General features: G+C 34.7%; 16 protein-coding genes. 12 read left to right on the top strand and 4 right to left on the bottom strand.

Annotated features, from left to right (window positions below; translation table 11 throughout):
• Nucleotides 1-321: 321 nt before the first annotated feature.
• The 3 genes from AC1Q7L_RS20190 (at nt 322) to AC1Q7L_RS20180 (ending at nt 3,923) form a co-directional block, all read left to right on the top strand.
• Complete coding sequence (locus AC1Q7L_RS20190; RefSeq protein WP_492307534.1) at nt 322-1,650, top strand: amidohydrolase; 1,329 nt, start codon at nt 322-324, stop codon at nt 1,648-1,650.
• Nucleotides 1,651-1,760: 110 nt separating this feature from the next.
• The gene (locus tag AC1Q7L_RS20185) at nt 1,761-2,606 is read left to right on the top strand and encodes a helix-turn-helix domain-containing protein (RefSeq protein ID WP_410692430.1); all 846 of its coding nucleotides are present in this window, start codon (nt 1,761-1,763) and stop codon (nt 2,604-2,606) included.
• A 78-nt stretch (nt 2,607-2,684) separates the two neighbouring features.
• Nucleotides 2,685-3,923 carry an amidohydrolase gene (locus tag AC1Q7L_RS20180; RefSeq protein WP_492307535.1) on the top strand — a complete coding sequence of 413 codons (1,239 nt, stop codon included), beginning with the start codon at nt 2,685-2,687 and terminating at the stop codon, nt 3,921-3,923.
• Between the two features lie 105 nt (nt 3,924-4,028).
• On the opposite strand, the gene AC1Q7L_RS20175 is transcribed toward AC1Q7L_RS20180, so the two are convergent.
• The 3 genes from AC1Q7L_RS20175 to AC1Q7L_RS20165 form a co-directional block, all read right to left on the bottom strand.
• A complete protein-coding gene (locus AC1Q7L_RS20175) occupies nt 4,029-5,195 on the bottom strand; it encodes a beta-helix domain-containing protein (protein ID WP_492307536.1) in 1,167 nt (388 codons plus the stop codon).
• A 295-nt stretch (nt 5,196-5,490) separates the two neighbouring features.
• Nucleotides 5,491-6,702: a beta-helix domain-containing protein gene (locus AC1Q7L_RS20170; RefSeq protein WP_492307537.1), complete on the bottom strand. Its 1,212-nt coding sequence runs from the start codon at nt 6,700-6,702 to the stop codon at nt 5,491-5,493.
• Between the two features lie 24 nt (nt 6,703-6,726).
• On the bottom strand, nt 6,727-9,195 hold the full coding sequence (locus AC1Q7L_RS20165) for a TonB-dependent receptor domain-containing protein (RefSeq protein WP_492307538.1): 2,469 nt from the start codon (nt 9,193-9,195) through the stop codon (nt 6,727-6,729).
• 186 nt (nt 9,196-9,381) lie between these two features.
• Here AC1Q7L_RS20165 and AC1Q7L_RS20160 point away from each other — a divergent pair, with 186 nt between their 5' ends.
• From AC1Q7L_RS20160 to AC1Q7L_RS20145, 4 genes are all read left to right on the top strand, one after another.
• Nucleotides 9,382-10,062: a response regulator transcription factor gene (locus tag AC1Q7L_RS20160; RefSeq protein ID WP_410692435.1), complete on the top strand. Its 681-nt coding sequence runs from the start codon at nt 9,382-9,384 to the stop codon at nt 10,060-10,062.
• 45 nt (nt 10,063-10,107) lie between these two features.
• Nucleotides 10,108-11,139 carry a sensor histidine kinase gene (locus AC1Q7L_RS20155; protein WP_410692436.1) on the top strand — a complete coding sequence of 344 codons (1,032 nt, stop codon included), beginning with the start codon at nt 10,108-10,110 and terminating at the stop codon, nt 11,137-11,139.
• 134 nt (nt 11,140-11,273) lie between these two features.
• A complete protein-coding gene (locus AC1Q7L_RS20150) occupies nt 11,274-11,870 on the top strand; it encodes an IS1096 element passenger TnpR family protein (RefSeq protein WP_066759753.1) in 597 nt (198 codons plus the stop codon).
• 654 nt (nt 11,871-12,524) lie between these two features.
• A complete protein-coding gene (locus AC1Q7L_RS20145) occupies nt 12,525-13,874 on the top strand; it encodes an alpha-amylase family glycosyl hydrolase (RefSeq protein ID WP_492307539.1) in 1,350 nt (449 codons plus the stop codon).
• 74 nt (nt 13,875-13,948) lie between these two features.
• Here the strand turns inward: AC1Q7L_RS20145 and AC1Q7L_RS20140 are convergent, their stop codons facing one another.
• The gene (locus AC1Q7L_RS20140) at nt 13,949-14,881 is read right to left on the bottom strand and encodes a phage tail-like protein (RefSeq protein WP_492307540.1); all 933 of its coding nucleotides are present in this window, start codon (nt 14,879-14,881) and stop codon (nt 13,949-13,951) included.
• A gap of 275 nt (nt 14,882-15,156) precedes the next feature.
• On the opposite strand from AC1Q7L_RS20140, the gene AC1Q7L_RS20135 reads away from it, so the two are divergent.
• From AC1Q7L_RS20135 to AC1Q7L_RS20115, 5 genes are all read left to right on the top strand, one after another.
• On the top strand, nt 15,157-15,597 hold the full coding sequence (locus AC1Q7L_RS20135; protein ID WP_492307541.1) for a hypothetical protein: 441 nt from the start codon (nt 15,157-15,159) through the stop codon (nt 15,595-15,597).
• Between the two features lie 130 nt (nt 15,598-15,727).
• Complete coding sequence (locus AC1Q7L_RS20130) at nt 15,728-16,477, top strand: SDR family NAD(P)-dependent oxidoreductase (protein WP_492307542.1); 750 nt, start codon at nt 15,728-15,730, stop codon at nt 16,475-16,477.
• Between the two features lie 120 nt (nt 16,478-16,597).
• Nucleotides 16,598-17,392, top strand: coding sequence for a thymidylate synthase (locus AC1Q7L_RS20125; RefSeq protein ID WP_410692442.1), 795 nt, complete (start codon nt 16,598-16,600; stop codon nt 17,390-17,392).
• Nucleotides 17,393-17,476: 84 nt separating this feature from the next.
• Entirely contained in the window at nt 17,477-17,707 is a 231-nt protein-coding gene (locus AC1Q7L_RS20120) for a hypothetical protein (RefSeq protein WP_492307543.1), read from the top strand.
• A gap of 13 nt (nt 17,708-17,720) precedes the next feature.
• Complete coding sequence (locus AC1Q7L_RS20115; protein ID WP_492307544.1) at nt 17,721-20,231, top strand: M1 family metallopeptidase; 2,511 nt, start codon at nt 17,721-17,723, stop codon at nt 20,229-20,231.
• Nucleotides 20,232-20,371: the final 140 nt, after the last annotated feature.

Here is a 20,371-nt window from a genome sequence, read left to right as displayed (position 1 = left end):
ATAAAATTTATAAAGGATGAGGTTTAAAACTTCGTCCTTTTTTTATTTTGATTAAAACACAAATTGCACTAATATTTTATACAAATAAAAACACAATCATCTGTGTAAATCTGAGAAATCTGTGGGATATAAAAACAGAATCTTTGTCATCCTGAAAGGATCTAAACATCCAATTTAAGAGTGCGTCTAGATTCCTCCGGAATGACAAACTGAATATAAATTATTGCTTTTAGAAGATTCAATAAATCATACAAACAATGCAATAAACTATACACTTCCAACATTTCAGTTCTTTTTAAATTTGTAATAAATAGATTGGAAATGAACACTTCAAACATATCTCGTAAAGATTTTCTTAAAAGCTCAGCGCTGGCAATGGCCGGACTAACTTTAGCTCCCAACATTATGATGGCAAATTCAATTTTTGATAGCGCAACGATTTCTGCAAAAGGAAAATTAAGCTTAAAAAATGTTCGTCTTGAAACAGGTTTTGAATACGAAGAAGGTGAAGTAATTTCAACAAAAACCGATTTATTTTATATCGAAATTGAAAACGGAAAAATCTCAAAAATAGCGCCCAACCAACCAAATGCAAAAGCGGTTGACGCCAAAGGATTTTTAATGCTCCCTGCTTTCAAAGATATGCATATTCATTTGGATAAAACTTTTTACGGAGACAAATGGCAGGCAGTCCGAAAAAGAACGGGCGGAGTAAAAGGGATGATCGCTTTGGAACAAAAAATGCTTCCGGAAATGTTGAAAAACTCAACGTTTAAAGCTGAGAAAATGATTGAATTGTTACAATCAAAAGGAACATCTTTCGCCAGAAGTCATGTGAATATTGAACCGACTTCAAAATTACAATCATTAAAAAACCTACAGAAAGCATTAGACAACAAGAAGAAAACTTTCGGAGCAGAATTAGTGGCTTTTCCACAGCATGGCGTTTTTTATACAGACTCGGTTCCGTATTTGAAAGAGGCGGCGAAAATGGATATCGATTTTATTGGTGGAGTAGATCCTTTTACGATTGACGGAGCAATTGAGAAAACAATTGATTTTACAGTTCAGTTGGCTTTAGATAACAAAAAAGGAATTGATATTCACTTGCATGAAAGCGGAGAATCTGGTTTGAAAACTGTTGAATATTTAATTAATAAAGTGAATGAAAATCCTTCATTAAAAGGAAAAACTTATCTAAGTCATTGCTTCGTTTTAGGGAAACTAGAAAAACCAAAGCAGGAAGAAATAGCAGAAAAACTAGCCAACGCAAAAATTGGAATTGTCTCTACAATCCCATTCGGAAGCTTAATTATGCCGATCCCGACCTTGTACAAATATAATGTTGAGGTCTTAACAGGAAACGACAGCATCGTCGATCATTGGAATACTTTCGGAACGGGAAGTGTATTGCAAAAAGCCAATTTGATGGCGCAAGTGTACGGTCAGGCAACAGAATTTTTATTATCCAGAAGCTTAAAATTGGCAACGGCAAATATTCTTCCATTGGATGATAAAGGAGTTCAACAATGGCCAAAAGTTGGAGACAATTCAGATTTGAGTTTCCTTAATGCAAGCTGTTCGGCAGAGGCAGTTTCAAGAATTTCAAATGTTGAATCATTGATCCATCAAGGAAATATTGTGTTTTAAAATAGGTAAAGGTTGTTTTAGATTATTAAAATTAGAGTAATAGTTAAAATCTTACCTTGCGTGTAGATCAGAGATTAATTTTATTATATTTTTGAGAAAAATTACACACAATGAGCCATCAGCCAGATTATTTTCCCATTTTAGGAATTCATGAATTTGCAGAAAAACAATCGCAGGGTTGTAATTTGTTATTCAATGAATTATATGGTGAAAGAAGAATTGATGAACCTCATAAACACGATTTTTTTATCATTAATCTTTTCGAAAAAGGAAAAGGTTCTCACACAATCGATTTTGTTGAATATCAGGTTGAAAATCATCAGATCCATCTGGTTTTTCCGGATCAGGTTCATCAGTGGGTGATTGAAAAAGAGACGGTTGGTTATCAATTAATGATCAGTCGGGAATGGTATGAAAGTTTTCTTCCGGCGTTGAGATTTTCGGCTTCCTATTATTTTCAACATCCTGCTTTTACTGTTTCAGAGGAAATTTATCACCTAATTTTACATGAATTTAAAACCATTCAAAAGGAATTAAATGAAGAAAATACCTTTTGGGAAGTGATTCAAAAGAGAAGCGAATTGATTGGTTTGCTGGTGAGTAAATCAGTCGAAGGAGCTTTCAAAGATTTTGAAGTGTATAATTCGAATCCAATTATTTCTAAATTTTTAAATCTAATTGATATTCATTTTAAAACAGAACGCTCGGTTTCTTTCTATGCTGAAAAACTGAATATTTCTGCCAATTATTTAAATATTGTCTGTAAGAAAAACCTTAATACATCGGCATCTTCACTTATTCAGGACAGAATTTTACTGGAAGCGAAACGTTTATTGAAAGTCTCGGAAATGTCTGTAAAAGATATTGTTTACGATCTTGGATTCTATGATCATGCGAGTTTTTCAAAATTTTTTAAGGCGCAAACAGGAATGACGCCTTCCCAATTCAAAGAATAATTGATACAAAACAATACATAATTGATACTCCTGTTTAAAATTTTGCGGGTGTAATTTTGTAGGACTAAACTTGGGATCATGCAATTACAAAATCAACCTCTTGCTAAAGGACATTATACGTTGAAAAATGTCCGTTTGGAAACGGGTTTCGAATATGATAATGAAGAAATTATCAAAACAAAAACAGACTTATTCTGTATCGAAATTGAAGACGGAAAAATCAAATCAATTAAACCAAACAATGCAAATTCTGATGCTGTTGACGCAAAAGGGAAACTAATGCTTCCTGCTTTCAAAGATATGCATGTTCATTTGGATAAAACATGGTACGGACTGCCGTGGCAAACACTTTCACCCAAAAAGAAAACGGTAAAAGACATGATTTCTTACGAACAGGAAATTATTCCGGAACTGTTGAAAACCTCAGTAGAAAGAGCGGAACAATTAATTGATCTGTTGCAAAGTTATGGAACCAATTATGTAAGAACGCATTTCAATATTGATCCGACTTCAGGCTTGAAATCGTTAGAAAATCTGGAGAAAGCTTTAGAGAATAAAAAAGATTCTTTCGGTGCAGAATTGGTGGCTTTTCCGCAGCATGGTTTGTATTACACGGATTCTGTTCCTTTGATGAAAGAGGTGGCAAAATTACCACATGTAGGTTTTATTGGTGGACTTGATCCTTTGAGCATCGACGGAAGTATTGAAAAAGTGCTTGATTTTACAGTACAATTAGCCTTAGACAATAATAAAGGAATTGATATTCACTTGCATGAAGTTGGCGAATCGGGAATGAAAACCATTAATTATTTAATTGATAAAGCCATTGAAAATCCGAAACTTCAAGGAAAAACTTTCGTAAGCCATGCTTTTGCTTTAGCTCATTTAAATCAGAAAGAAGCAGAACAAATTGCAGAGAGATTGGCTTTTGCAAAGGTGGGAATTGCTTCGTCGGTTCCATTCACTGGAAAAGTAATGCCGATTCCAACGTTGAAAAAATATGGAGTAGAAGTTTTGATCGGGAATGATAATGTTCAGGATTACTGGAGTACTTTCGGATCGGGGAATATGCTTCAAAAAGCGAATTTAATTGCCGAATTATATGGTTATGCAACAGAATTTCAACTTTCTAGAACGTTGCAGTTTGCGACGCAAAATATTCTTCCGTTAGATGATAAAGGAAACCAGCAATGGCCAAAAGTTGGAGATAAAGCGAATGTTATTTTGGTTGATGCAAGCTGTTCTGCAGAAGCTGTTTCAAGAATGTCTGCTGTTGAAGCTTTAATGAATAATGGTAATTTATTTTGGAAGAAGTAAGATTACTATAAGATCTAATATATTTTTTAATCCTTGTTTTTATAATGAAACACCCTCGAAAAGTAATTTCCGAGGGCGTTTTTATGTATTATTTTATATTTAAATCTAAAGAGAAGACCAACCTCCTGTAGCCCAAGTCGGCGTTAAAATTCCGTTTCCGGCTCCTGTAGCGTCTGATTTTTCAGTGTAAGTATCAGGTAATAGAGTTATATCTGTACCAGCTGTATTTGTTATCGAAACCTTTTTGGTAACATTAGTGCCAAACAATACGTCAGTTATTTTTTCGGTACCATTAAAATATGTTGCAGAAGCATCACTTTGAATATTCACACCTGTGTTCCAGTTGGAAGTGACTACATTGTTAAAGGTTGCGTAAGTTCCAAGTTTTAATTTTACGGCATCAGCTTCTCCTGTTGTACCTCCAATGAAAGTTACATTTTTGATGGTTGGATTGGATCTTGGCGTTGCATCCGGATTGGTTGCGTTATTACTGCCTTTGATTCCTGTATTTCCGGTTCCGTTGGCTCTTCTTTTTGTGTAGATTCCGGTTGCAGTTCCGTTCCAGCCGTCTGTCCATTCGAAAGCGTCGTCTTCATTGCCTAAAGAAACAATGTTGGAAAGACTTACTGTTCCACCATAAATTTGAATACCATCGTCTGAACCATTAAGCAAAGCAATATTGTTTACTACCGTTGCGTTACCAACACCGAATAAAGACAGCCCGTTGAATTCTGTAGTCCCTGTAAAAATGGCTCCTGCATATTCAATTCTTACAAAGGATAAAGATCCCGAATTATCAGTTGCTAATGTTCCTCCATACGTTGCATTTCCTAATTCGGATGTTGCAGTTGTTCCTGTATTGATTGGCGCTTTACCGCAAATAACGATTCCGCCCCAGCTTCCCGGAGTGGCAGCACTTGAAGTGAATAAAACCGGAGATCCCGCGGTTCCGTTTGCAAAGAGCTGACCGCCCTGTTCAACGGTAACATAACAAGAAGCTCCACTGATGGCAACAATTCTTGTTCCGGCCGGAATGACAAGTTTTCCGCCATCTTTAATAATGACAGATCCTGTTAATTTATATACTTTGGTAGGGTCTAACGTTACCGTTTGCCCGCTTGGAACTTCACCTTTGAAATTATTAAAATCTACAGCAATCCCCACAGGAGTTATTGTTGGAGTTTCATCATCATCTTTACTGCAAGAATATATTGTAAACGTAGTGCTGATGAACAAAGCTGCGGCAATTAATTTTAAGTAGTTCCTTTTCATATATTTTTAGATTTTGTACTGATCTTTTATTTAATAATAATCTTTGTTAGCCTTAATTCTTTCGAAAGTGATAGCTTTTTAAAAATTTAAAGATTTAATGTTCAAATATAAGAATAAGCAATTAAAAATTCGAAATTATAACTTTTCAATTTATTTTCCGAATCGAAATTTAATGTTGTTGATAATTTATTATAATTTAAATGTTCAACAGAATTTTAATAATAAAAAATACCCTTGGAAAAAATATTTTCCCAAGGGTATTTGATTTTGATATGAAGAAACTAATTACTATTTTTTAGTTCATAGAATCAGCTACGTCGAAACTAGATAAACCAGTCCAACCTTTTGCCCATTCTGGCAAAGCAGTTCCGTTTCCGGCACCTAATGCAGAAGCATTTTCAGTGAAGATTCCAGAGATATCTACAGCCGTCTGCGCTGTGTTTTTAGCTTTAGACTTAGTTGTAACGTTTACAAATCTTACATTTTTAACATAAGAACCGCTTTGGAACCAGCTTAAAGTTCTGTCTGTTTCAAGATCTAAACCTGTAGAATAGTTTGCTAAAACGATATTGTCAAACTGACCATTTGATCCAGCTCTTACTTTTAACCCGTTAGATTCAGGACCTGCAGTATTTCCTAAGAAAGTTGCGTTAGTGATCGTTGGGTTAGAAGCACCGTTTCCGAAAGTTGTATTAGGGTTTGTATCCTGAGTATCAGCTTCGATACCCCTGTTTCCAGGCTCAGTATTTGTCTGATATTGTTTTTTTCTAGCAACATATAAGAAACTAGCACTTCCTTTGTAACCTTCTGTCCAGTCAAAACCGTCATCTCCAACTCCTGTTACTACAATGTGATCTACATTCGGGCTACCTCCGAAACACTCAACACCGTCATCAGCACCGTCTGTTACGTATACATAAGAAATTGTAGTTCCGCTACCAACACCGAATAAAGAAAGTCCGTTGAATTCTTTTTCAGGGTTATATTTGAATCCACTGTCTTTGATTACTACATATTTAATAACACCAGAGTTATCGTTGTTATCCGAACCTCCGTATGTCATATCACCTAATTCTGAAGTAGACGTTCCCGCAGCACTTCTGTTTGTTGGAGCATTACCTAAAAGTACAATACCTCCCCAGTGACCTTGCTTGTGCGAAGTTCCTTCAAATAAAACAGGGCTAGAAGCTGTACCGTTGATGTAAAGTTTACCACCTCTGTCTACGATAAGATAATTTGCACCTTCAGCTACGGTAATTCTTGTACCTGCAGGGATGATAAGGCTTGCACCGTTCTCTACTAAAACTTTTCCAGTGATCGTATATACTTTTGTTGGGTCTAAAGTTACGCTCGTTCCTGCAGCAATTTTTCCTTGAAAGTTATTTGGGTCTACAGCAGATGCTGTGTCCTCCGTATCGTCATCAGAAGTACTACAAGAGATTGCGGTTGATGAAAATGCCGCAGCTAATGATAAGAAAAGAGCAGCTTTAAAAAATGTCTTTTTCATAACTATTATTAGATTTATATTTTATTAAAATTTATATGATAAGCTTAATCCAACCTGACGACCCATTGTATAGTCTCTGTTGATAAGTGTTTGAGTTTTGTTTTCCTGCTCGATTTTGTTGTGAGGATTTAACAGGTTTTTAGCAGAAATACCAATTCCTATTTTGTCTAATGTAAAGTTTAGGTTAAGATCCAAAAGATCTCTGGCAGCTTCGTAAAAGTTTCCGATTTCTGTAGTTCCTATAGAATAAAGGTTTTTCCCGATATGAGAATAAACTACTACAAAGTCTAGGCTATTTAAGTTATTGCTCCATTTGTAGTTATACCCTAAGTTTACGTTGGCGATAAAATCTGCAGCTCCCTGAAGATCAGCTTTAGGATTAGTGAACACAACTCTTTTACCTCGGTTTTCTTTTGCAATCTGATCCTCAGATTTAAACTTCTGCTCAGAATGCATATACGTTCCATTGATGAAAGTATAGATTTTAGAAGTATTCCAAGAATAAATATCTTTTCTCACTTCAACCTCTGCTCCTACGATATATCCGTAGTCTGAAAGGTTAAAATAAGTCATATCACTTGGTGCAGAACTTGCGTAAGTAGTTCTTGCAATCGGGTTTTTAATATACTTCCCGAAAGCTGCTACTGAAATAAGCTCACCCGATTTAGGAAATAATTCCCATTTCAAATCTGCATTATAGTTATCAGATGGAGTAAGCTCCTGGTTACCGTATACATTCGTATTTACATCATAATATGCAATCGGAGAAAGTTCTTTGGCTTGAGGAAGCGTGTATGTTTTAGAGACAGATAATCTTAAATTTTGTTTGTCACTAAGACTGTATTTAGCATTCAAGGCTGGTAAGAATTTGTTGTATTGCTTATTCTTTTTACCTTTTTGTAAAACAGAGTCAAACCAGTTTAACTGCATGTCGATATAATCGAAACGACCACCAACTTGTACAATAAATTTATCAGTAAGATTAATATCTACATTCGCTAGTCCTGACTGAATATTTTGCTTTATATTAAAATAGAAAGGGTCAAATAGCTTTGAACTTGGCTGGAATGTCTGATAAGAGAATAAACTATTGTTTCCGGCATTAATAAATCCATCGATATTATTAGGATCTATCTGAGGCGAAAGACTGAAGTTCATACCAATCGTTGTGTTGTCGAATTTTCTGTCCTTATATTGCCCGTCGTATCCTACAGTTATTTTAAATTTATCTAAAGTTTTAGAAAGGTAAGCATGACCTAAAACCGTATTTTCTTTTAACTCATCAAAATACCTGTGATTATTGATTGCACTTCCTGTAATAAGCTGCATTGTAGAAGCATCAATCGTATTCTGCAAACGATCCGGTCTTTTGCTGTTTAGCATATTGTAACCAACTGCCCAATCTGCATTCCAGGTATCACCAAGCTTATGAGTACCAAATAATTGGTTGATCCAAGTACTTGTAATCTTGTTGTCTCCTCTGTTGATGATCACATTTTTGTCGACATCATAAGAATATCCAGTGAATATTTTAGCAGTCTGCTCAGAAGAATGGATGAAATTTGAAGTGAAATTAATTTTATTATTAGCATTGAATTTATATCCTAAATTAACCAATGCTGTTGTATTAGTCTTATATTTAGAACGCTCAACATCAAATTTTTTGTTTGGAGTATTATCTGCAAAGTAGAATCCTTCCTGCCCTTTACTGTATTCGTAAGAGTTTTCAAATCCTGCATACGCAAAGAATGAGAATTTTCCGAAGCTTGCTCCTCCTTCAATATTTACATCTGTATTGAATGGGTTATCAGCATTTTTAAAGTTCCATTTTGATGTGAATGGATAAGCCTGATAAGGATTTCCTTTGTTGAATTTAGTTTCCTTGAATCCGAAGAATCCCGGAGCTCCATCCTGTAGCTTGAAATTGTTATTATCAAACGTCTGAAGGTTAATGCTGCTTCCTAAACCTATCTTAAAATAAGGCTTTCCTGTAAATTCTTTTGAAACAATACTTATACTTGCTCCTCCGAAGTCACCCAGCATTTTCGGGTTATAAACTTTATCCAATGAAATATATTCAATCATTGAAGTTTTGAAAATCGAAAGATCAACGTTTCTGTTTTCCGGATCATCCGATGGGATTGGCAGTCCGTTCAAGGTTGTGCTGTTATATCTATCACCAAGACCTCTTACGAAGATCTGTCCGCTTCCTTCCTGTTTTATTGTTCCGGTAGCTTTCGTTACCGCCGTTGCAGCATCTCCTACACCTTGTTTGGCAAGCTGTACAGAACCTACACGTTCTATTACTTCAACAGACTTTTTTTGGAAATTAATAAGGTTCGCTTCCGTTCCTTTCTTAGTAGATCCTTTGATTACAACTCCTTCAATCTTTTTTTCGTTCTTGATGGTGTCTTTTTTCGTGTCTTGTGCGTATATTACTGCTCCTGACGTTGTCAAAAACAAAACTGCGATACTCAGTTTTCTAAAATTCATTTCTTTTACTATATTCTTTCGGTGCAAAGGAATAAAACATTAGTGGTGAAAATGGTTTAGCGAAATTTAAATTTTCCTTAACTAAACATTAACAAAATGCCATTATTGTTAACTTTATGTGAACGATAGTTTATTTATTAATCTATGCTTTAAAAATTGTTAACTTTGACTCAGTAAAAATTAAAAATGAACCAAAAGAAAATACTCTTAATAGACGATGAACTGGATATTTTAGAGATCCTGTCTTATAACTTAGAAAAGGAAGGTTATGATATCTCCACTGCTACCAATGGTAATGAAGGGATTGAGAAAGCTAAACAAATTATTCCGGATCTTATCTTATTAGATGTAATGATGCCGGAAAAAGACGGTATCGAAACTTGTCAGGAACTTCGTAAAATAAAAGAACTTCATAAAACACTGATTGTTTTCCTTTCTGCAAGAAGCGAGGAGTTCTCACAGTTAGCAGGTTTTCAGGCAGGAGCGAATGATTACATCGTAAAACTAATCAAACCGAAAATTCTTATTTCTAAAGTTAATGCTTTATTACAGTTAACTTCTCAGGTTTCAGATAATGCTAAATTAATTGAAATTGGAGATTTAATTATTGATAAAGATAACTTCAGAGTATCAAAAGCTGGGCAGCAGTTCTTACTTCCGAAAAAAGAATTCGATCTTCTTTATCTTTTAGCTTCAAATACAGAGAAAGTATTTAAAAGAGAAGAGATTCTGGAGAAAGTTTGGGGGAATGATGTTATCGTTGGAGAAAGAACGATCGATGTTCACATTAGAAGACTAAGAGAAAAACTGGGAATTAATACCATTCAGACTCTAAAAGGGATTGGGTATAAGCTGATCGTTTTATAGCTTAAAAAACCTAACTTTACATAAACCAATAAAAACTTTGTAAAATTGAAATTTTACAGACTTACCCTCGTCGCATCATGTCTATTGACATTGGTGATGTTCTTTCTAGTAATCGTTTTTGATTCACTAAAGGATATCTATTACAAAACCCCATTCTTTAAAATTGGACTGTTTATATGTCTCATCCTTATTTTTATCATTAATTATTTGGTTTTAGAACTATTGTTTAATTATTATGGTAAAAAACAGGTTCGTGGACTTTCTTTGCTTTTGCCGCAGGAAATTGTTCATGATAACGATGAAAATATTACCATTAAAGAATTGGGAGAAAGATTTTCAGATCTTAATCAGCAAAAAGTCACTGAACTTGATATGATGAAAGAAATGGAAAGCTACCGTAAAGAATACATCGGAAACGTTTCTCATGAGCTTAAAACGCCACTTTTTTCCATTCAGGGATATGTGGAGACGTTGAGAGATGGCGGAGTCGATAATCTTACGATTCGTGATAAATATTTAGAAAGAATAGATATTTCGGTTGAAAGATTAATTGCCATCGTTACAGATCTGGATATGATCAACAGACTTGAAGCGGGAGAAATTAACCTTACTGTTTCCAGATTTGATGTCAATTTATTGATTAAAGAAATTTTCGATCTCCTAGACCTCGAAGCTGAAAAACACAACACAACATTACAAATTCAGACCTTAAATCCTCAGATTTTTGTGGATGCCGATAAACAGAAGATCTCGCAGGTTTTTATCAATTTAGTTTCTAATGCGATTCATTACGCGAACAGACAGGAAGCAAAAGTTGTTGTAAAGACAAGCGTTCTGAAAAATAAAGTTCTGATAGAGGTCATCGATAACGGAATGGGAATAAAATCAGAAGTTTTATCAAGAATTTTTGAGAGATTCTACCGTGTAGAAACCAGCAGAAGTAGAAGAGAGGGTGGTTCAGGATTAGGATTGGCCATCGTAAAGCATATCCTTGAGGCTCATAACGAAAACATTACGGTAGAGAGTGTCTATCTCGAAGGTACGAAGTTCAGTTTTATGCTTGAGAAAAGTAAATAATTTCTGCAAAATGTAAGAAAAAAAAATATTTTAAAAAATTCATAAATATTTTTTTGTCACATGTCATTTATTATATATTTGCAACAGAGATTAATCATAATAACAAAGGCAAAAAAGTAATTTATAAAACTGATATGGTTTACAAAATCCGCGTAATATTAGATGCAAAAGAAGATATTTTCCGTGATATCGAAGTTAAAGGAAAACAGACGCTATGGAACTTACACTTAGGAATTAAAAGTGCGTTCAGCCTTCAGGGCGAGGAACTATCAACTTTTAATTTATTGGAAGATGACGGTACAATCGTAAAAACTGTTCCGTTAGAAGATATGAGTGATGATGGTGATGGGGAGATTATGTCGGATGTATACATTGATGAGGCGTTTGAAAGTGCAGGTAAAAAGGCGCAGTTCCAATACGGATTTCTGGATCTTTGGGAATTCTTCTGTGAGCTTGTTGAGGTGATCGACGAGACAAAAGGAGTTAATTATCCGATCACAGTCTACAGATTTGGAAACGTTCCGTTGAAAGCACCAAGCAAAAACGGAAGTGCAGGAGGTAAAAAGAAATCTGCAATGCCTTTAATGGAGGACGATTTTGCTTTCGAGGACGACTTTGCAGGAGGAAGCAGTTTTGCAGATGAAGATGATGACAACTTCGATGATGAGGAAGAAGAAAACTATGACGACGATGTTTTCGATGATGAAGATGACAACGACGACGAAAGATAATACTTAAAATATACAGCCCTGAATGAAAATTCGGGGCTTTTTTTATTCAAAAAATCAACGTAATATTTGTCATTCCGACGAAGGAGGAATCTGTCACATGATAAACTTCCAGCTTCCTTCTTCTAACTTTCTTTCTTTCTTTCTTTCTTTCTTTCTTTCTTTTTCAGGAGCTATTTCCCGCTATCCACTCATACTCCTCACGCCAACGCGCTCCAACACCATTCCCTCCAACTCCCCAACTCCTTGTTGCGGGGTAACCGTTACTATCGTGGCTAGGGTATTGTCGCCTTTTTCAATTTTTCCCGTCATTGCGAGGAGTGTAACGACGAAGCAATCTCAAAACAATAAGATAACAGACACTTTGTCATTCGTAAGAATCTAAACATGGAATCTCAAAAAAGCTATTAATTAACAAAGATTGCTTCGTCGCTACGCTCCTCGCAATGACCCCAATCTTCGCTGAGTGAAACGCCTTTGCGATCTTAAAAACACAACGAAAATCAAAAAAAACCTTGCGAGCCTTGCGTTAAAAAAAATAAAATTCACCTATTTACTTCTTCATTTCACTAAAAAAATTCACTTTCAAAGCAAAATTCACCATTAACAATTCACTCACTTACATTACGATTCATTATTTTTGTTAAAACTTGATTAATGAAAAAATTATTTTTACTCGCTGTAATTGGTCTGGGAATTGTTTCCTGTACCACTCAAAATATAAATAAAAACACTATGGATTTGCCGAAAGAATGGAAACACTCTACTAATATTTACGAAGTCAACGTCAGACAATATACCAAGGAAGGAACTTTTAAAGCATTCGAAAAAGAAATGCCGCGCTTAAAATCAATGGGAGTAAAAACGCTTTGGTTCATGCCGATCACTCCGATTGCTCAGGAAAAGAAAAAAGGAAGTTTGGGAAGTCCGTATGCGGCATCAGATTACACTTCAATCAACCCTGAATTTGGAACGCTTAACGATTTCAAACATATGGTGAACGAAGCTCACAGATTGGGATTCAAAGTTATCATCGACTGGGTTGCGAATCATACAGGCTGGGATCATGTCTGGACAAAAACACATCCAGAATTTTATTTAAAAGATCCGGACGGAAAATTCCACATCGCATCCGGAATGGATGATATCATCGAATTAGATTATAAAAATCAGGAAATGCGTAAAGCAATGATCGATGCTATGAAATTTTGGGTTAAAGAAACCAATATTGATGGTTTCAGATGTGATCTTGCTTCTTGGGTAGAAGTCGATTTTTGGCAGCAGGCTCGCCCTGAAGTTGAAACTGTAAAGCCACTTTTTTGGCTAGGCGAATTTGATGAACTGGAAACTCCAGAATACGGAAAAGTTTTCGATGCAAGTTATTCTTGGTCTTGGATGCACAAATCTGCCGATTATTACAATAAAAATCTGCCCTTGCAGGATTTAAAAGATCTGTTGATTAAGTACTCAAACATTGGAGATTCTTCCATGAGAGCTTGGTTTACAACAAACCATGACGAAAATTCATGGAACGGAACAGAATACGAAAAATACGGAGTAATCACAAAACCAATGGCTGTATTTTCTGCAACTTGGAACGGCGTTCCATTATTATATTCCGGACAGGAACTTCCCAATATGAAAAGACTGGAATTCTTTGAAAAAGATGTTATAAAATGGACAAATATCTATCAGGTTTCAGATTTTTATAAAACGTTGTTAAGTTTAAAATCATCAAATCCGGCACTAAGAGGAGGTGATTCAAATGTTGGAACCCATCTTTTAAACACAACAGCAAACGATAAAATTTTAGCTTACATTAGAAAAAATGGAAAAGATGAGGTCTTAGTTGTCTTAAATATGTCAAAAGAGCCTGTAAACTTTAGTATTCAGGATGAAAATCTTTCAGGAAGTTTTAAAAATGTTTTTGACGGCTCAAAAATAGACTTCACCAACGGAAAAGATTTCAATTTCAAAGTTTCAGATTACGCTGTATTTGAAAAATAAATTAAAACAGTAGCCAAAAAGTAAAAAAAGCGGACAATTAATGTCCGCTTTCATTATTTTATCAAATCAAAAAATTACAAAGCCTGTAATTTAACATTATCAACAACCCAAAGTTCTGTTGAAGCATTGTTTTTTGCCCCAATTCTTACTTTCAATTGGCTTGAATTCGGAATTCCCGTTACAGACAATTTTGTAATCGCCTGTGCACCTGTAAGTGTAATACCTGAACCTGTTGCTGTATTGGATGAAGCTACCGTAATTCCTGATGCAGAATAGATATTTGTTCCTGTTCCAGTTCCTGAAAATGCCCATCTGGTATTGGTTGCTGTTGAAGAGTTTCCTCCTGTCAATGTCAGTTTTGTATTGTAATTGGCACCGCCATCGGTACTTATTTCTACCGTTATAACATCATTGTTCTCAACACCATTACCTGTACTTCCAATAGAAAATGCAGCAACATCAAAACTCAATGTGATATTACTCGTGTAAGTAGAAGCGTCAACAGTATTAAATTCTATATAAGAATTCGTTCCGCTACTGTTATTGTTTGAGTATCCGAAGCCTCTTGATCCATCAGAAAATAAACTTGATGAAGCGGGAGCATCTCCTGTTACCGTAGAGCCGGTTGTAAAATTAAAACTTGAAGGTGCGAATCCTGTAGTTGTATAGTTTACAGAATCACCGGTTTCAAAACTTTGTGTAAAAATAGTTCCTGTTAATAATGAACCTCCGCCTCCGGTTCCTTCAAATCCTAAATTCTGCCATTTTGTTCCGTCCCAGCCTAAGAATTTCTTTTGGTCTTTATCAAAAACAATAAGTCCTTCACTTGCTGAAGTAGAAAGACTTGTAACAGCGCTCGATGCTAATCTTGGAACGATAAGTCCTTTAGTATCAGATTGTACATCAAGAGCAGAAGAGGTGTGTGGATTCGACGTATTTATTCCAACCTGTGCGAAAAATGTAGCATACATTAAAGTAAATGTAAGAAGAGATAATTTTTTTTTCATGTCGTTTTTTTTATTTAGTCGGCAAATATATATAATATAATTATTCGTTGTATTAATTATATATAAATTATTAATTAACTCTAATGATTGATTATAATTAATTTATTTTATTTAATTAATGAATAAATTGAAATTTTAGAATAGAATTTTGTATTATTCAAATTATGGTGAAAAATTATCTTTTCATAGTGATATTATGTTGACAAATTAAAAAAATGAAAAAAACAGATTTTTTAATGAAAATAAATACATTTGTGTGATGTCAAAATATGAAAATGGATAAATCTAAAATACTGGAGATCATAAAATTGAAGATCTCTGAGAAAATTCAAAACTTTGAAACCCTTATCGCTGAAACCAGAGCATCAAGCAACGATACAAAAAGCTCAATGGGGGATAAATATGAAACGGGAAGAGAAATGTTGCAACAGGAGATCAATAATCTTCAAAGGCAACTGAATGAAATTTTAAATCAACAAGCTATTGTTCAGAAAATAAATGCGGAACTATCTTCGAAAGTTCAAAACGGAGCGTTGGTACAAACAGATAAAGGATTATTTTATATTTCAGCATCGCTGGGAGAAATCGTTTGTGATAATCAAAAAATTATGACTGTCTCTGCTGAATCCCCTTTAGTGAAAGCAATGTATGCTAAGAAAGCTGGAGAAACATTTGCTATAAATAATATTCATCAAACGATTGAGAATATCTGGTAAGCTAAATTTAAATTAACATTTCTCTTTAAAAAATTAAGAAAACTTTATTGCTTACTTTTGAAGCATTAAGAATTTTCATCGTAACTTAGACATAAATATTTAATAAAAAATCATATAAAATTTTATCAATATGGGAATTTTAGATAATAAAGTGGCTATAGTTACAGGAGCAGGTTCAGGAATCGGTTTGGCTATTGCGCTTACATATGCAAAAGAGGGTGCGAAAGTTATTGTTTCAGACATCAATGAAGAACATGGAAAACAGGCTGTAGAGCAGATAAAATCGGAAGGTGGTGAAGCGTACTTTGTAAAAGCAGATACATCGAATCCTACAGAAGTTGAGGCTTTAGTGAAAACAACCGCAGAAATATACGGAAGATTAGATGTCATCTGCAACAATGCAGGAATTGGTGGCGAGCCGGCTTTCACAGGGGATTACAATCTGGATAGTTGGAGAAAAGTTTTAAGTGTAAACTTAGACGGAGTTTTCTACGGTTGTAAATATGCAATCCAGCAAATGGAGAAAAATGGAGGTGGAGTTATTGTTAATATTGCCTCTATCCACGGGACGGTTGCGGCACCGCTTTCATCAGCTTATACAACTGCAAAACATGCTGTGGTAGGATTAACAAAAAATATCGGAGCAGAATACGGGCAGAAAGGAATTCGTTGTAATTCAGTCGGTCCCGCATACATTGAAACACCATTGTTAGATAGTGCAAGTGGAGATATGAAAGAAGCTTTGATTGCAAAACACCCAATGGGAAGATTAGGAAAACCACAGGAAGTGGCAGAATTGGTATTATTCTTAAGCTCTGAAAAATCTTCATTCATGACAGGTGGATATTATCTTGTGGATGGTGGATACACAGCGATTTAAGTAAAATTCACTGCAAATAATATACAGCATCTATGAGAATAGATGCTTTTTTTATGACCTATGATAATAAAAAATCGCTTATATTTTTCTAAATTTGAACCATCAAAATAGCTTTTCAAAATGCAAAATTACTTAGAACTTTTACAACATATTTTAGACAACGGAACCGATAAAACTGACAGAACAGGCACCGGAACAAGAAGCGTTTTCGGATATCAGCTGAGATATGATCTTTCGAAAGGTTTTCCTTTGGTGACAACTAAAAAAGTGCATTTGAAGTCTATTATTTATGAACTTCTTTGGTTCTTGAAAGGCGATACCAACGTTAAATATTTAAATGACAATGGAGTAAGCATCTGGGACGAATGGGCAAACGAAAATGGTGATCTCGGTCCTGTTTACGGAGCGCAATGGAGAAGTTGGAACGGTGCGGATGGAAAAATTGTAGATCAGATTACTGATGTTATCGATCAGATCAAAAAAAATCCAGATTCTAGAAGATTGATCGTTTCTGCATGGAATGTTGCTGAAATTCCAAATATGGCTTTGGCACCTTGCCACGCTTTATTTCAGTTTTATGTAGCAGATGGAAAATTATCACTTCAATTATATCAGAGAAGCGCCGATGTTTTCTTGGGCGTTCCTTTTAATATTGCGAGTTATGCTTTGTTATTAATGATGGTTGCACAGGTTTGTGATCTTGAAGTTGGGGATTATGTCCATAGTTTTGGAGATGTTCATATTTACAATAATCATTTTGAGCAGGTAAACAGGCAACTTTCAAGAGAAACAAGACCACTTCCGACAATGAAATTAAATCCGGAAATTAAAGATATTTTTGATTTTAATTTTGAAGATTTTACACTAGAAAATTATGATCCGCATCCAGGAATTAAAGCGCCTGTTGCGATTTAATTAAAAATAAAATATAAATGAAAGTGAAGCCTACAAACTTCACTTTTTTTGTAACTTTCAAAGCAAATTTTACACTTATCAAATATGAAATATCTAAAAATCAATATTGAGGAAAACGCAGATGCAGAAAAGCTAAAAGAAGTTTTATTTCAGGTAAAAGGAGTGGATTCAATAGAAATCATTGATGATGAAAACCCGGAAAGTGAACTGAAGAAAGCTTTCAATAAAACGAAAGAACAGTTTAAAAAAGGAGATTACGAAACGGTAGTTAATGATATTTTCGATATTCTAACAAAAAATAATTCTAAAAAATAATTAATAAATAAAGATGAAAAAGGCCATTTTATCGATTGCTATACTTGGAATTTTCTTTTCCGCAAATGTATCGGCACAAACCGAAACTTCGGGCAGAGAAAAGGTGTACAGAGCGACTCATACCAAAGTAACGGAACTGAAACACACCAAGCTAAAAGTAAATTTCGATTATCAGAAGGAACAGATGAACGGGGAAGAATGGTTAACGGCTTCACCTTATTTTTATCCTACCAACGAATTAACGCTTGATGCAAAGGGAATGTTGATTCATGAGGTAGCTTTAGATATCAACGGTAAAAAATCTCCTTTAAAATACGATTATAAAAATGATGTTTTAAAGATCAGTTTAGATAAGACCTATCAGAAAAATCAGGATTATACGGTTTATATTAAATATACTTCTCGCCCGAATGAGGTGAAACAGGAGGGAAGTGCAGCTATTAATGATGCAAAAGGGTTGTATTTCATTAATGCACAAGGAAAAGACCCCGATATGCCGACTCAAATTTGGACGCAGGGAGAAACAGAATCTTCTTCTGCTTGGTTCCCGACAATTGATAAACCGAATCAAAAGTCTACTCAGGAAATTTACATGACGGTTCCTGATAAATATGTCACGCTTTCAAACGGAATTATGAAAGATTCTCAAAAAGAATCTAACGGATTGAGAACCGACCATTGGGTGATGGATAAAAGACATTCAACCTACCTTTTCTTCATGGGAGTGGGCGAATATGCGATCGTGAAAGACAAATGGAAAAATATTCCTGTAGATTATTATATTGAAAAGGAATACGAACCATACGCAAAACAGATCTACGGAAATACTCCAGAAATGATCGAGTTTTTCTCGAAAAAAATGGGCTACGATTATCCTTGGGCAAAATATGCACAAATTTCAGGAAGAGATTACGTAAGTGGAGCGATGGAAAATACAACAGCGACTCTTCATGGAAGTGATATTCTACAAAAACCTGGACAATTAATTGATGAAAATACTTGGGAAGACACAATCGCCCACGAATTATTTCACCATTGGTTTGGAGATTTAGTAACTGCAGAAAGTTGGAGTAATCTTACTGTAAATGAGTCTTTTGCCAACTATTCCGAATACCTTTGGAATGAATATAAGTATGGGAAAGATCAGGCCGATTATCATCAATTGGAAGATGTTAACAGATACATTCACAATCCTTCTGATTTCAAGAAAAACTTGGTGAGATTTAATTATGAATCTCGTGAAGATGTTTTCGATTTGGTGACTTATCAAAAAGGTGGCGGAATTCTTCACATGTTAAGAAACTACTTAGGTGACGATGCATTCTTCGCAGGAATGAATGATTATTTAAAAACCAATGAATATCAAAACGCAGAAGCGCATCAGTTAAGATTATCATTCGAAAAAGTTTCAGGAAAAGATCTGAATTGGTTCTTTAATCAATGGTATTTCGGAAACGGAAACCCGAAATTGAACTATTCATCTACTTTTGAACCTGTTAAAAAACAAGTTACGGTAACAATTAATCAAACTCAGGAGCAGCCATTTGAATTTCCTTTGGCGATTGATGTTTATGACAATGGAAAGCCAAAAAGATACAATGTTTGGGTAAATGCTGAAGCGAAAAATACATTCAATTTTGATGTTTCAAAAGCACCAGAGTTAATTAATATTAATGCAGATGGTGTTTTAGTAGCAGATATTACGGATACAAAGACTCCTGAGCAATATTTAATGCAGTTCACGAATTCAAAAGAATTCAAAAACAGATATGCTGCTTTGAACGGGATTAAAGATCAGGTTGGAAAGAATCCTGCTGCAACAAAATTATTGGCTGCGGGAATAAAAGATCCATATTTCAGAGTGAGAATGAAAGCTTTGGAATTAATGGATTTGACCAATCCTGAACAAATGAAAACGTTAGGATCTGATGTTGAAAAAATAGCATCAAACGATCCGAAAACCTTAACTCAGGCCTCGGCTATTGCAGCTTTAGCAAAAACGAAAGATAAAAAATACCTTCCGATTTTTGAAAAAGGAGTGAATGCTGTTTCTAATGCAGTGAGAGGAAACTCGTTGGGAGCTATTTCGGCAATTGACCCATCAAGAATGGCTTCTTTGGCCGATAAAATTGATTTAAGTGGTGCTTCAGAAGATCTGTTGACGCAAATGTTACCGATCGTTGTCAAAAATAAAGTGACTTCTCAAATGGCTAATATTGCTCCGATTGCAGCATTTTATCCTTTCGTTAAATTCCAAAATCCAGAATTGGGGAAATCTGCAGAAGAAGGATTCAACTGGATTATGTCTTCCGACAATTTAAAAGCAACTGAAAGTATCACTAAAATGATAGGTCATGCAAAAAGCCAAATGGGAGATAATCCACAGGCAAAAATGATGATCTCTCAGATATTGAAGGATGGTTTAAGCAAAAAAATGGAATTGTTAAAACAAAATCCTCAAAAAGCATCAAGTATCAATCCTCAAATTGATGCTTTGAATAAAGCGATCGAAGATTTTAAATAATAAAAACAAAATATAAATTTTTAAAGCATCTCATTTTGGGATGCTTTTTTATTTTAAATATAATTAATGATAAAAAATAGGTGATTAACAACCATTTTTTTGAATTATCTTTTATAATTTAGTATTAAAATTACAGAATT

It is taken from the genome of Chryseobacterium sp. GW823-FHT05E08, from assembly GCF_058795655.1.
The sequence above is the reverse complement of the archived record's forward strand: the minus strand, read 5'-3'. Positions and strand labels throughout refer to the sequence as shown.

Bases quoted from the DNA above. Each gene is read 5' to 3' on its own strand.
- AC1Q7L_RS20190 (WP_492307534.1), top strand. From the start codon at position 322: ATGAACACTTCAAACATATCTCGTAAAGATTTTCTTAAAAGCTCAGCG.
- AC1Q7L_RS20185 (WP_410692430.1), top strand. From the start codon at position 1,761: ATGAGCCATCAGCCAGATTATTTTCCCATTTTAGGAATTCATGAATTT.
- AC1Q7L_RS20180 (WP_492307535.1), top strand. From the start codon at position 2,685: ATGCAATTACAAAATCAACCTCTTGCTAAAGGACATTATACGTTGAAA.
- AC1Q7L_RS20175 (WP_492307536.1), bottom strand. From the start codon at position 5,195: ATGAAAAGGAACTACTTAAAATTAATTGCCGCAGCTTTGTTCATCAGC.
- AC1Q7L_RS20170 (WP_492307537.1), bottom strand. From the start codon at position 6,702: ATGAAAAAGACATTTTTTAAAGCTGCTCTTTTCTTATCATTAGCTGCG.
- AC1Q7L_RS20165 (WP_492307538.1), bottom strand. From the start codon at position 9,195: ATGAATTTTAGAAAACTGAGTATCGCAGTTTTGTTTTTGACAACGTCA.
- AC1Q7L_RS20160 (WP_410692435.1), top strand. From the start codon at position 9,382: ATGAACCAAAAGAAAATACTCTTAATAGACGATGAACTGGATATTTTA.
- AC1Q7L_RS20150 (WP_066759753.1), top strand. From the start codon at position 11,274: ATGGTTTACAAAATCCGCGTAATATTAGATGCAAAAGAAGATATTTTC.
- AC1Q7L_RS20145 (WP_492307539.1), top strand. From the start codon at position 12,525: ATGAAAAAATTATTTTTACTCGCTGTAATTGGTCTGGGAATTGTTTCC.
- AC1Q7L_RS20140 (WP_492307540.1), bottom strand. From the start codon at position 14,881: ATGAAAAAAAAATTATCTCTTCTTACATTTACTTTAATGTATGCTACA.
- AC1Q7L_RS20135 (WP_492307541.1), top strand. From the start codon at position 15,157: ATGGATAAATCTAAAATACTGGAGATCATAAAATTGAAGATCTCTGAG.
- AC1Q7L_RS20130 (WP_492307542.1), top strand. From the start codon at position 15,728: ATGGGAATTTTAGATAATAAAGTGGCTATAGTTACAGGAGCAGGTTCA.
- AC1Q7L_RS20125 (WP_410692442.1), top strand. From the start codon at position 16,598: ATGCAAAATTACTTAGAACTTTTACAACATATTTTAGACAACGGAACC.
- AC1Q7L_RS20120 (WP_492307543.1), top strand. From the start codon at position 17,477: ATGAAATATCTAAAAATCAATATTGAGGAAAACGCAGATGCAGAAAAG.
- AC1Q7L_RS20115 (WP_492307544.1), top strand. From the start codon at position 17,721: ATGAAAAAGGCCATTTTATCGATTGCTATACTTGGAATTTTCTTTTCC.